The sequence below is a fragment of the Bacillus sp. SH7-1 genome, assembly GCF_008042405.1.
In the GTDB taxonomy this organism is placed as follows: Bacteria; Bacillota; Bacilli; order Bacillales; family Bacillaceae_G; genus Bacillus_A; species Bacillus_A thuringiensis_N.
Window position 1 is genome coordinate 1 of the sequence record NZ_QNUD01000007.1, and the last position, 12,498, is coordinate 12,498.

Consider the following 12,498-nt stretch of genomic DNA (forward strand, 5'->3'; position numbering starts at 1 on the left):
CGTGTATAAAAAAGTAAAACTAATTTGGGGCGTAATCTATCTATATGATAATTTAAAATGAAATATAAGTCTATATCTTTGTTGTTTTTTTGATTATATTTATATCACTGAGCTCAGAACAATGATGTGGAGGATGAATATATGAAATCAAATGATGTACCGGTTTTAATTGTTGGAGGAGGATTATCAGGATTAGCATCTGCGCTCTTCCTTGCAAAACATTATGTTGATTATTTACTTATTGAGAGGCATCCATCTACTGCAATTCATCCGAAAGCAGGTGGAATCACTTTTCGTACGATGGAGTTATTTCGAGAATTAGGTTTAGAACAAAGAATTAGATCGGCGGGTAAAACATTAGAAAATTGCCGAGGAAGAATAGTAGTTCATACAATAGCTGAGGCGAATAAGGAAGAATTGTCACAAATGAGGGCGACTCAATATGGAAACGATGAAAAGTTACTTCAAAAAATAGAAGAGATTAGTCCATCAAAACAAACTGCGTGCTATCAAATAATTTTAGAAGAGATGATGTTACAAAAAGCGGAAAAATCAGGCGGAGAACTATCTTTTTATCATGAATTAGTTTCTTATGAGCAAAATGAGCACGGGGTAATAGCAACGATTCGGAATCGCGAAACGGAAGAAGAAAGTAATATTCATTGTGACTATGTAATTGCAGCAGATGGAGCGAAAAGTAAAATACGTGAGCAGTTAGGGATTAGTACCGAGGGCCGTGGAACAATTGGTGGTTATTATATGAATATTTATTTTGAAGCTGATTTAAGTGAATTTATACAAGGAGACGCATTCGGATTTTCTATGATACTTCATCCTGAAGTTCTTGGTGCGCTTATTCCAGTTGATAACGCAAGAAGATGGATTTACCATGTATCCTACGATCCATTAAAAGGGGAGGGGCCAGAGGATTTCACTATAGAACGTTGTAAACAAATTATTCAAACTGCAATTGGAAGCACAAATGTTGAATCAGAAATCTTAAGTGTTTTACCGTGGGAGGCGACTGAAAGTACTGCTACAAAATTTCAAGATAATCGCATTTTTTTAGTTGGCGATTCTGCACATATTATGCCGCCAACTGGAGGGTTTGGTTCAAATACAGGAATACAAGATGCGCACAATCTAGCTTGGAAATTAGCGGCTGTTTTAAAAGGGAAGGCAAAACCAAATTTGTTAGAAACATATCATGAAGAGAGATACCCTGTTGCAAAATTAACGACAGATTATGCGAGTAGTTTACTGTTTCGTGCGGCGAATAGAGAGGGGGGCAGTTTGAATAATATGGATGGTTTAGCTGTAACTGCTGGGTATCAGTATAGTTCAGAGGCGATTATAGATGACTTAGTTACCCCGCATAGAATGGATATTGTACAGTTGAACGGAAGACCTGGTACGCGGGCACCACATTTTGTTGGAATGTATGAGGAGAAAGAAGTCTCTGTACTTGATTTATTAGGTAACGATTTTGTTTTATTTACTGGAGCAGAAAATGGTTCTTGGGCTGAATCAGCACATATTGTTTCAGCTAAATTAGGAGTAAATATAAAAGTGTATCGCGTTGGTTTAAGTGGAGGCTTTATTGCTCAAGAAGATATTTTTAGCAAATTATATGGAATAGAGAATGGAGGAGCTGTATTAATTAGACCAGATGGTTTTATAGGATGGCGTTCGGAAAAAGAGGTAGTAAATCCATATTTCGTGCTGGAAGAGGTAATGAGAAATTTATTATGTGATTTTTAAGTAACTGAGGAAGTATTGTCTTTTATAGGACGATACTTCTATTTTTTTAGCTTACAAAATAAAGATTGTGTAGTGAAGAGACATTATTATTATAAAAATATATGTAAATTAATTCTCTTTCTTTTTTGTTATTAGAATTTTTTAGTTTTTAGATATAAGTGTTGACAATTACTAGATTGGATCATTTTTTTATTGTATTATATTTCCTAGAGATTACATACTACATTACCTCTAGCCGAAGTAAAGCAAATAGACGATGTAAAAAGACATATTTTATTAACAAAAGAATTTCTTAAAGATTCATTGGAATTAAAAACAAGTGCTTTAGGCTATGCAGCAATCGGGGTTGGTACAACTGCTGTAAGTGCCTTTGCGGGAGCCAAAGTAGGCGCAGCTGTTGGAACTGTTGCTGGGGCTTGTATTGGCTTTGGTGTTTCTATAGGAGCTAGTATAGTAACAGATGGAATTAAGTTTAATAAAGGTAATTGGAATCATGATGGTAAACAGGATTCGATAAAAGATAAAGTTAAAACTGGAATCGGAGCAGCTTTAGATAAAATTTTTTAGTTTTTGGGAGATTAATATGGAAAAATACCACGGAAAGAGCACGGAACAAATTATTCAGAAATTGATGCCTGACAGTGTAAGATCGAGTGTTGTTATGGTGTGGGTAGTTATTAATTTTATGATTTTAACCCCATTTTTATTTCCTCCAACCTTTACTATATACTTATATATAATTTTACCTTTTCTTTTGACTGCTAATATATGGGGGGGATGGGTATTTTTTTATAAACCAAATGAGCCAAGGTTGGTACACATTTTATATAATGGATTTATGGGAATAACTTTTTCTTTTGGAAGTTTTATAGTGATTCAAAAGATTGCATATACTTTTATTAAAATTGAAACACCTCTGTTTTTTATTGTTACTTTTCTGCTTTACATTCTTACAATCTATAAATTGATTTCAATTGGAATGAAAAGTTTTTTAAGGCGATTAAACAATGAAGAAAATGACAATATAAAAATTTCTCCAATTGTTTATTTATCAGGATTGGGATATGTAATTGGACAAATATGTATAGGTACATTATCACAAAACGGTTTAGCGACGGTCTTAATTTTAGTCTTTTCTTTATTGGCTGTTGTGTGTAGTATATATAGCGTATACATATGGGTATATGTGGATTTGAAGAGGAAGGAAATGGATGGGATGCATAATGGACAAATATAATGGCAACAACATAGTGGATTGTATACGAATATTAATACCATTTGATATAAGGAATATTGTAGGCTTTGTATGGTTCTTTATGAATTTTATGCTACTTATCATTCTATTCATATTTCCACCGTTCAATATATACTCTTACGTAGCCTTACCATTTTATGTGATATGTAATCTATGGGGGATTTGGGTTTCCATTTATAAGCCTCGGCAGCCTCAGTTGCAACATTTACTATATTCTGGATTTGTTTCATTAAGTATTTCATTTTGTAGCTTCATAGCTGTGCAAAAGTTAGCTTACGAATTCGTAGAAATAAAGTCACCTTTATTTTTTATTCTATCGCTTATTGCATATAGTTTAATTGTTTATAAATCTGAATTATTCTGGATTAAATATTTTATAGCCCGCTTAAGGGGTACAACTGATCAAGATGTGAAAATTCCTAAAATTGTATTTTTTTCAGGTTTAGGCTATATGATTGCTCAAGTTATTATTGGTGTTTTGAGTCAAAAGGCTATGGCTATTGTATTAATCATTCTCGCTTCATTTTTTTCCGTTGTGTTCATAGCTCTAAGTACACATTTGTATTTTTACTTTGATTTCAAAAAAACAATGTATTGCTTCAGGACATTTAAAAAAATTACATTCTCAAAAGAAGCCTAGGCTGTCAAGGAAGGAAAGGAGACAATCCGTGGCTGCTTCGGGACATGTAAATATACCACATTCTCAAAAGAAACCTAAACTTGCAAGAAAGGATATACGAAATTAAGAATTTGTAATTAAGTAAAACCTATATTTACGTAAATATTACGTCAAATGACAATAGAATTTTATCTTGTATGAATGGAAATTAAAGAAGTTAGATAGGAATTAGGCTGTACAGAAAATTTGATGTGTTCAAATACTAATTAGTATAAGATAGATATATAACTTATACTGATTAAAGCTTTACCGTACTGAAAAAATAATATTCACAAATTTTAATAGGTTTGGTATGATTAATTTCGACAAGTTAATCGAGGCCGGAGATATTTGAGATAAGCCATAAATTTATTTAGGGGTACAGAAGTGTCCTCTAAATAAATTATGGCTTTTTTTATTGGATGAACCGTACACAATAGGGAAGTTACATGTGGAAAGGAGGGGTATAGAAAATAAATAGTTTTCTATATTAATAACATAAGGAAAGTATATTCGTAAGACTGAAATTTTAATATAAGCTTATAAAAATAATGAAAATATATCTTCTATTTCGTGTAAATCTCATTAACTTGTTGAAATTTACAACATAGGAAGGGTTAGAAGGATGAGAAAAATTATTAGCGTGTTAGTTATTTTCTTTATGACGGGAAGTATCTTTGCTGGGGGAGCTGTTCATGCGAAAGCAGAAGGAAAGCATGAGGGGAATACGAATAAGTTTTTAAATATTGCACATCGCGGAGCAAGTGGACATGCACCTGAGCATACTTTTGCTTCTTATGATTTAGTGAAAAAAATGAAAGCGGATTATTTGGAGTTAGATATTCAATTAACTAAGGATGGCCAATTAATTGCAATGCATGATACAGCAGTTGATCGCACGACAAATGGAACAGGGGAAGTACGAGATAAAACGTTAAGCGAAATAAAGAGTTTAGATGCAGGATCGTGGTTCAATAAAGCTTATCCAGAAAAGGCTAAGCAAGAGTATGTTGGTCAAAAAGTTCCGACTCTTGAAGAAATTTTCCAAAAGTACGGAAGAAGCATGAAGTATTACATTGAAACAAAATCACCAGATGTGTATCCAGGAATGGAAGAAAAATTATTAGCTTTATTAAAAAAATATAATTTAGTAGGTCAAAACATGTCTTCTAGCCGTGTTATGATTCAATCATTTAGTAAAGATAGTTTAACAAAGATTCATAGTATGAATGAAAATATTCCGTTAGTTCAGTTGCTTTGGTATTATCCAAATGAAAACAATGAGATTGTTGAATGGTCTGGGATTACACATGAGCCGAAAAGTGTAACGAATGATGATTTTCAAGAAATTAAAAAGTATGCAGTCGGTATTGGACCAAACTTACGTAATGATAACGGGGAACTAATTATTGATGAGTCATATATGAAAATGGCTAGGCAAAATGGACTGTTAATTCATCCTTATACAATTAATGAGAAACCAGATATGAGATTGTTAATGAAATGGGGTGCTACAGGAATGTTTACAAATTACCCTGATCGATTACATAGTGTACTAAAAGAAAAATAAGTGAGATAGGAGAAAAGGTATACCGAGGTTTTGGTATACCTTTTTCTATTATGCTAGATTATAGTAGTAGGATACATATTCTTCTAAACCTTCAACCTCATTTTCAGGTGGCTCAATGCCGCCTTTTCTACCGTAGCAAATATTTCTCAAGTATTCTCCAAAAATCATAGAGCGACTTTTTTCATTTTCCATCCAATTATATCTATTAATTATAAACTCACCATCGAAACTTGTATCAAATGTATATGGGATACAAGTAATCGTTTTAGGTAAATGTTTTTTTAATACTCGATATTGCCGACCAGCGCCTAAGCTTTTGCATACAAATAGTAGTCGATTAATCTTTGTGAAATCACAAATCTTTTTCGCTTCCGTTACATTAGCGATAGAATGGAGGGAGTTCGTCTCGAACATGATAGTGTCGTTTGGTACGCCATGTTCGATTAATTTATTTACAATTACTTCTGCATCTGACAAATCCCCGTAATTCCAGCTCGGATGTTTCATACCATGCAAACTAGTACCACCTGTAACGATAATTTGATTTCCTAAACCTTGTCGATAAGCTTCTAGAGGAGCTTGCCAATTGCCAGGGTGAGAACCGCCGAAAACGAAAATGGCATCACATTTTTGTGGTGTTATTTCTTTTAGAAAAGTGATTTCTGTAATTTGATCGATTTGTTTTTTCGTAAGAGTAGGGACATCAGGATATTTAGGTATTACCATTTAAAAACCTCCTATATAGTAAAATGATAAATTCATTATATAGCGATTTTGTTAAGTGGAAAAAGGGAAGCTTTTCATTTAAAAGTACCCCTTTTAAGATAACTCTCCAATAAACCAAATCTCTTTTTCATCGATTGCATCCTCATCATAAGTGACTTCTTGAAAGTGCAACATTTGAGGAGTAGGACAAATTGAAATTCCCCATGTTTCCCAAAAATCAATTTCATTCGAAAGAGGGATCCATGTTTGAAATTCATTATTTCTATTGAAAAAGTTATCAAAGTAGTCATCGTTTTTGAATACGATAATTTGCGATCTCCATAAATTCTCTATAGAAATTAAAGCAACAACTCGATATGTATGTGTATCACTCGGTTTTATTTTTATTAAATGATTTACTCGATCTATTAAGGTTTGTATACATAATCGTTTTACTTTTCTAGGTGTTTTATGAGACCCGATAAAAGCTTGAGAAACTGGTAAAGGCATACACCAATATTCATCGTTATAGAAAGTAGAAGGGAACGTTTTTGTATGTTCCTCAATGCGTTTAATCATAGTGTTTGTTTTTCGTTTCATACCACGTATTTTCTTTTCATGCATTGTGAGTCATCTCCATAAATTTTTGTAATGCAGCTGAGCGAAATATGTCTTTTCTAGTAATGAAAGTAGTAGGAACTTTTTTGAAGCTATTTGGTAAAGGGTTGAATGATACGTCATGTTCATGCTCTTTTAAAATTGATTTCATCATAATCGCTATGCCCATATTTGATTTTACACATGCAAGTATGGCTTCGATTGTCCCGAATTCTAATACTCGTTTAGGTGAGATGTCTTCTTCTTGAAGCCAGTCTTCTAATAAACTTCTATAATAGCACCCGCGACTAAAAGCGAGTAAATTCATATCTTCTATGTCTTTAAGAGAGGATAAAGATTTTTTACTAATAAGAACCAATTCTTCTTCACGAAATACATTTGTATGAAGTTCAGCATGCTGAGTAGAGCCAGCTATAAACGCTCCGTCTAGTTTTCGCTCTAATACAAGCCTAATTAGTTGTTCAGTCGTATTTGTGTCTAAAATCAATTCGACTTCTGGGTACTTCTCATAGTAGGCCGTTAATATAGAGGGAAGCCTTACCGCAGTTGTAGATTCTGTACATCCAATTTTTAAAATGCCTTTTGGTTCCATTCCATTACTTTGAACCGCTTTTATAGATTGATCCATTAAGTGGATAATTTGTTTGGCGTACGTTAATAAAATCTCACCGTTAGAAGTTAAAGTTACACCTTTTCCGTTACGGTAAAATAGAGGCACGCCTAATTCATTTTCTAGTTGTTTCATACGCATTGTTACGCCTGATTGTACGTAGTTCAAATTTTTCGCTGCGTGAGAAATATTATTTTCCTTCGCGACTTCGTAAAATACAGTTAAATCTTTTATGTCCACGTATCATCCCTCCAAAAAGATATCAATTTTTTTGATGGATTATATGATGAATCTTTATTTTATATGATATCAGAACTTTCATACAATGGAAGGGGGGAGGGATTATTATGTTGATTGAAGAAAGGGTGAATAGTACTTATAAGTGGGTTATGTTAATTGTTGCGACGATTACACAAACAACAGCGACACTTATAACATATGGTGTCGGGGTTTTCGCTTTATTTTGGAAAGAAGAATATGCACTTACGAATACGGAGAGTGGATTATTAGTAAGTGTTGTGAATATTGGACCGTTATTGTGTATGCTTTTTGTCGGTCGGCTACTTGATCAATATAATGAAAAAATATTAATTTCTATCAGTTCATTTTTGCTAGGGAGTTCGCTTTTACTGACTAATATAGTAAGTGGATTTAATGGGTTATTATTTGTACTTTTATTAATAGGCATGTTTTATAGTGTTTCCCAGCCAGGAGGAAGTAAAGTGATTTTAAAATGGTTCCCAAAAGAAAATCGTGGGTTAGCGATGGGAATAAGGCAAGCTGGTATACCGATTGGTGGCGCGTTAGCGGGAGTGCTAATTCCGTTTCTTACAATACAATATAATATGACTTACGCGATAAATAGTATTGCATGCATTTGTATTATTGGAGGGCTATTATTTTTTATGTTTTATAAAGAGCCATATGTTCAGGAGGAAGCGGGGAAAGGACATATTAAAGTTTCTTTTTGGACACAGCTAAAAGTAGTGATATGCAAAAGAGAGTTGTATCCAATTTATATGACGGGTATGTGCATGATTTCATTACAAATGGTGTTAGTTGGACACTTCATGAAATTTTTAGTAAGGGAACAATCAATTACATCTATTGTAGCCGGAACAGTATTTTCAGTTATGTTCTTTTCTGGAATGATTGGTCGTGTTGTATTAGCAGCTATTAGTGATGTGTTTTATAAGGGAAATCGGCGCATACCTTTATTTATAACTGTCTGTGCTTCTATCGGTTTGGTTCTATTGTTAGTAATGAGTATACATACAATAACGAGTGGAGTATTGTATGGTGTAAGTGCATTGTTAGGATTCTTTTCAATTGGCTGGTTTAGTCTTTTTATAGCCGAAGTTGCTGAATTGGCAAGTGAAGAATCTGTAGGAATAACAGTTAGTTTGGCACTTACATTAAATCAAATTGCTATTATTGTTGCACCTGTTTTATTTGGTTATATTGTAGATGAGAAAGGGTATGCGTATGCGTGGTTATGTATAGTGCTATTGTTAAGTATCTCGGCAGTCAGTTTATATAGAAAAAACAAAAAATAAAAGAAAGTTAGCAATGTAAATTTTTTATGAAGAAAGTCTAAAGAAATGCCGAATAAGCGACATTTCTTTTTTATATGTTGTATAATTAAAATATAAATGAGATTCATTTTCATTTGTGTTCATTTCCTCTTTTGAAATTGCCTGTTACTTTAGCCATAATGAGTTGTTTTTCTGTATCGTTATGTGCATGATTTATTTTGTATAAAAATTTTTCAGCGTCATTTCCTTTTAATATCGTAATCTATTTTACGTAATATTCAATTAAAGCTATGTTGGTTTTTGTTACCCTGTAATGAAACATCCTATCATTTAAACGATTGCGTTTGTCAGTATTTTTCATCGTAACAACTCCGTTTCTTATCGTGTGTAACAAATGTTACATAAGATGTTGAAATTATAGTAGGGTGCATCCGATTGTAAGGTGGAAATTTTGCAAGAAAGAAATACAATAGAGAGTAGCCAAAAACTGAATATGAGAAAAAGGAATCTAGTTTACTTGGGTGAATAATAGATAGTATTATAAAATGTTTGAAAATTAAAAGATATAGAATAGAATGGATGCATGTTAAGTGAAACTAGATAAAAGAGGGTTCCTATTATGCTAAAGAAATGGTTAATCGTTTTCTTTATTTTTGCTGTTTTTTGTGGGAGTGTCGTTGCACTAATACATGCAAATAAAGGTAAGAAATATGATATAAAGGCATTTTCTAATTTAAATAGTAAGCAAAAGGACAAAATGCAGGAAGTTGATGCAAATGAGAAAAAACGCTATGAAGTTGTAGCTAGTAAATTAGATCAATATTTAAAAGATAAAGGATTTAATGGGAGTGTTCTTGTAGCTAGTAAAGACCATGTGATTTTACGAAAAGGTTATGGGTATGCGAATGTGAAAGATAAAGTAGTAACAACGCCAAGAACGAAATATCGCATTGGTTCTATTACGAAAACAGTCGTTGCAATATCTATCATGCAATTAAAAGAAAAAGGGAAATTGAATATTGAAGACAATGTAAACAAATATATCCCATCGTTTCCAGCAGATAAAAACATTACGTTACGAAATCTATTAACACACACATCTGGCTTGCCAGATCAAGGACAAGGTAGGGTGGATGCGGGGTCACGTTTAAAGTTAGTAACGTGGATTGGAGCGCAAAAATTGCAATTTCCTGCAGGGACAGGCTGGAAATATACAGACTATAATTATATGGTGCTTGCATATATTGTAGAAAAAATTACGAATAAACCGCTCGCTGAATACGTCAAAGAAAATATTTTTACTTCTGCTGGCATGCATGAATCTGGAATGGGGGCGACTCTCCCAGAAGATATTTTTTTAGCAGAAGGTTATACGAGAAAAGATAATGAATTAATAGCTGCACCCCGCTTAAAAATGAACTGGTTGTATGGGTGTGGTGAAATGTATACGACTGTTGAAGATATGAAAAGATTAGATGAGGCAATAATGGATGGAAAACTGTTATCTAAACAAAGTGTATTAGATATGTTTACGGCATCACCTGCAAGAAAATATGGATTTAGTTTCTATACGTATCCAGATTATTATCATAACCACGGCGTATTGGCAGGTTGGAATACTTTTAATAATTTTAACTGGGATAAAAAAACGTTTGTCATATTATTCTCTAATGTCCAAAATGGTATGAATGATGCATTTAATCAAGAGTTTAGGAAAATGGCGAGTGATTTAATAGAAGCAAAATAATGATTTTTAAATCGGTATTGATATGAATTTATCAATACCGATTTTTTTTGAATGTTCAACGAAGAAGTAACTATGAAGGGGGAATAGTAGAATAATTTTATTTAGGAAGTTAAATGATATGAATGTTAAATATAGGAAAGATGCTGCGTGAAGTTTATCTATTCATATTGAATTTATGAGGAAGATTAATTGGTAAATTTTACATCAATAAAAAAGCTTGAGCTTCACACTATGTGAAGCTTTACATTATTGGAGACAAGAACAGGAGGTTTACAAAATGAAAAAAATAGTAAAGTTTTGCTTAATGGCTACATTATCTACAACGATTATTAGTGGATGCTCTTTTGAGGGGAACAATGAAAATGCTAAAGGGAAAGAGAGTGAAAAAGTAGAGGTACAGAAAAACGTTGGAAAATATACGATGCCAGATGAAAAAGATAAACATGAAGGTACATGGCTGCAATGGCCTCATGAATACACATATGGTGAAGAGTATAAGCAGGAAGTTGAACCGATTTGGGTTAAGATGACAAGTACTTTAACTGAGGGAGAAACAGTCCACATTGTTGCATACGATGAGGAGGAGAAAGAGCGAATCAATAAACTATTAATAGATAAAGGACTGAATATGGATAAAATTGATTTCTTTATCGCTCCTACTGATGATGTATGGGCACGAGACAGTGGACCGATTTTTGTTTATGACAATAATAAAAATTTAAAAATATTAGACCCGGCATTTAATGGGTGGGGAAAGAAAACGCCGTACAAAAATGATGCTCGTATACGTGAAAATGTGAGTAAACAATTAGGGATTGAAAGAATTGATTGGGGGAAATTTGTCCTTGAAGGCGGCGCAATTGAATTAGACAGCAATGGGACTGCTTTATTAACTCGAAGTGCGGTAACGAATAAAAATAGAAATCCTGATTTATCCGAAAAGGAAATTGAAAAATATATAAGTGACCTGGGTGTGACAAACTTTATTTGGTTAGACGGAGTGCCTAATTTAGATATTACTGATTTTCATATTGATGGATTTGCTAAATTCCATAATAAATCTACCATTGTAACGATGAAAGAAGATGACCTAGCCGAATGGGGTTTATCTAATAAAGATATGGATACATTGTTAGATGCAAAAAATGCTTCAGGAAAGAAATATAAGTATGAATACTTACCGCTTAGTAAAGAAAAAGTGGTATTAGAAAATGGAAAAACTCTCGATTATAAAGGGTCATATATCAATTATTATATTGGGAATACAGTGGTATTGGTGCCTAATTATAATGATCCAAATGATAAAATCGCAAACGATACGATTCAGAAATTATACCCAGATCGTACAGTAGTTGGTATTGATGTGAGAGAACTTTATAAAAATGGCGGTATGATTCATTGTGTTACACAGCAACAACCAATTGCATTGAAGTAATAGATTGAAATTTCGTTGTGCTGCTATATAGACAAAATAGGTGAAATGTTATCTTTGCCTATTTTGTCATTCCTTATTATTTGTAACAATAAAAAATATAAATGCAATGATAAATGAATTATAGTGTGTATTCATTTTTCGTTTTATATGGAAAAGGAGAAAAATGTTTGTGTTAAAGAATTTTAAAATAGTATTTTCGTTTTTCCCTATCGTTCTACAGTACATTTTAAATGTGGCTTTGATTTGTTTTGGGGTTGTTTTAAGTGTGTTTCTAATGAAAGAAGTCATTCAATTTATACAAGAGCTGAAATTAAATGGTGAAGAATCTAGTTATCATTTGATTGATAGTATCGTCGTATTCTTTTTATATTTTGAATTTATTGTAATGATTATAAAGTATTTTCAAATGAATTTTCATTTCCCATTACGATATTTTATTTATATAGGTATAACAGCTATCGTTCGTCTCATTATTATAGATCACGATAGTCCGATAGATTCATTGTTATACGCCTGCGCAATTCTTGTACTAATTAGTGCTTTATTTATTGCAAATTCTAAAATAATGCGTCGTGATTTAGAAGAGTGAATGTTTGTTGTCTGA

The 12,498-nt window shown here is 32.7% G+C and carries 10 protein-coding genes and 3 pseudogenes; 9 read left to right on the plus strand and 4 right to left on the minus strand.

All coding sequences use genetic code 11. The features are described from left to right. Nucleotides 1-141: 141 nt before the first annotated feature. The 5 genes and pseudogenes from DN390_RS06310 to DN390_RS06330 all read left to right on the plus strand — a co-directional run bounded on the left by DN390_RS06310 (nt 142) and on the right by DN390_RS06330 (nt 5,244). Complete coding sequence (locus tag DN390_RS06310) at nt 142-1,761, plus strand: FAD-dependent oxidoreductase (RefSeq protein ID WP_147806844.1); 1,620 nt, start codon at nt 142-144, stop codon at nt 1,759-1,761. Nucleotides 1,762-1,980: 219 nt separating this feature from the next. After that, nucleotides 1,981-2,328: pseudogene (locus DN390_RS06315) on the plus strand (WXG100 family type VII secretion target); the annotation flags it as partial. A 16-nt stretch (nt 2,329-2,344) separates the two neighbouring features. Then, nucleotides 2,345-2,998 (plus strand): hypothetical protein, encoded by a 654-nt coding sequence (locus DN390_RS06320; protein ID WP_147806846.1) that lies wholly within the window; start codon nt 2,345-2,347, stop codon nt 2,996-2,998. Then, nucleotides 2,973-3,762 (plus strand): annotated as a pseudogene (locus DN390_RS06325) (hypothetical protein). Before DN390_RS06320 ends, DN390_RS06325 begins: the two are co-directional and overlap by 26 nt. Nucleotides 3,763-4,299: 537 nt before the next feature. Continuing rightward, entirely contained in the window at nt 4,300-5,244 is a 945-nt protein-coding gene (locus DN390_RS06330) for a glycerophosphodiester phosphodiesterase (RefSeq protein ID WP_147806847.1), read from the plus strand. Nucleotides 5,245-5,292: 48 nt separating this feature from the next. Here the strand turns inward: DN390_RS06330 and DN390_RS06335 are convergent, their stop codons facing one another. The 3 genes from DN390_RS06335 to DN390_RS06345 form a co-directional block, all read right to left on the minus strand. After that, nucleotides 5,293-5,970, minus strand: a complete 678-nt coding sequence (locus tag DN390_RS06335; RefSeq protein ID WP_147806848.1) for a YdcF family protein — start codon at nt 5,968-5,970, stop codon at nt 5,293-5,295. 93 nt (nt 5,971-6,063) lie between these two features. Further along, the gene (locus DN390_RS06340; RefSeq protein WP_147806849.1) at nt 6,064-6,573 is read right to left on the minus strand and encodes a DUF3916 domain-containing protein; all 510 of its coding nucleotides are present in this window, start codon (nt 6,571-6,573) and stop codon (nt 6,064-6,066) included. Then, complete coding sequence (locus tag DN390_RS06345; RefSeq protein ID WP_147806850.1) at nt 6,566-7,417, minus strand: LysR family transcriptional regulator; 852 nt, start codon at nt 7,415-7,417, stop codon at nt 6,566-6,568. Before DN390_RS06345 ends, DN390_RS06340 begins: the two co-directional genes overlap by 8 nt. Before the next feature lie 107 nt (nt 7,418-7,524). Between DN390_RS06345 and DN390_RS06350 the strand changes: the two genes are divergently transcribed. Next, nucleotides 7,525-8,733: an MFS transporter gene (locus DN390_RS06350; protein ID WP_147806851.1), complete on the plus strand. Its 1,209-nt coding sequence runs from the start codon at nt 7,525-7,527 to the stop codon at nt 8,731-8,733. 109 nt (nt 8,734-8,842) lie between these two features. On the opposite strand, the pseudogene DN390_RS06355 reads toward DN390_RS06350, so the two are convergent. Further along, nucleotides 8,843-9,073, minus strand: a pseudogene (locus DN390_RS06355) (hypothetical protein). A gap of 258 nt (nt 9,074-9,331) precedes the next feature. On the opposite strand from DN390_RS06355, the gene DN390_RS06360 reads away from it, so the two are divergent. From DN390_RS06360 to psiE, 3 genes are all read left to right on the plus strand, one after another. Further along, the gene (locus tag DN390_RS06360) at nt 9,332-10,459 is read left to right on the plus strand and encodes a serine hydrolase domain-containing protein (protein ID WP_098266150.1); all 1,128 of its coding nucleotides are present in this window, start codon (nt 9,332-9,334) and stop codon (nt 10,457-10,459) included. 277 nt (nt 10,460-10,736) lie between these two features. After that, entirely contained in the window at nt 10,737-11,894 is a 1,158-nt protein-coding gene (locus DN390_RS06365) for an agmatine deiminase family protein (RefSeq protein ID WP_147806852.1), read from the plus strand. A gap of 169 nt (nt 11,895-12,063) precedes the next feature. Further along, the gene (gene psiE / locus DN390_RS06370; RefSeq protein ID WP_147806853.1) at nt 12,064-12,483 is read left to right on the plus strand and encodes a phosphate-starvation-inducible protein PsiE; all 420 of its coding nucleotides are present in this window, start codon (nt 12,064-12,066) and stop codon (nt 12,481-12,483) included. Nucleotides 12,484-12,498 lie beyond the last annotated feature (15 nt).

Bases quoted from the DNA above. Each gene is read 5' to 3' on its own strand.
- DN390_RS06310 (WP_147806844.1), top strand. From the start codon at position 142: ATGAAATCAAATGATGTACCGGTTTTAATTGTTGGAGGAGGATTATCA.
- DN390_RS06320 (WP_147806846.1), top strand. From the start codon at position 2,345: ATGGAAAAATACCACGGAAAGAGCACGGAACAAATTATTCAGAAATTG.
- DN390_RS06330 (WP_147806847.1), top strand. From the start codon at position 4,300: ATGAGAAAAATTATTAGCGTGTTAGTTATTTTCTTTATGACGGGAAGT.
- DN390_RS06335 (WP_147806848.1), bottom strand. From the start codon at position 5,970: ATGGTAATACCTAAATATCCTGATGTCCCTACTCTTACGAAAAAACAA.
- DN390_RS06340 (WP_147806849.1), bottom strand. From the start codon at position 6,573: ATGCATGAAAAGAAAATACGTGGTATGAAACGAAAAACAAACACTATG.
- DN390_RS06350 (WP_147806851.1), top strand. From the start codon at position 7,525: ATGTTGATTGAAGAAAGGGTGAATAGTACTTATAAGTGGGTTATGTTA.
- DN390_RS06360 (WP_098266150.1), top strand. From the start codon at position 9,332: ATGCTAAAGAAATGGTTAATCGTTTTCTTTATTTTTGCTGTTTTTTGT.
- DN390_RS06365 (WP_147806852.1), top strand. From the start codon at position 10,737: ATGAAAAAAATAGTAAAGTTTTGCTTAATGGCTACATTATCTACAACG.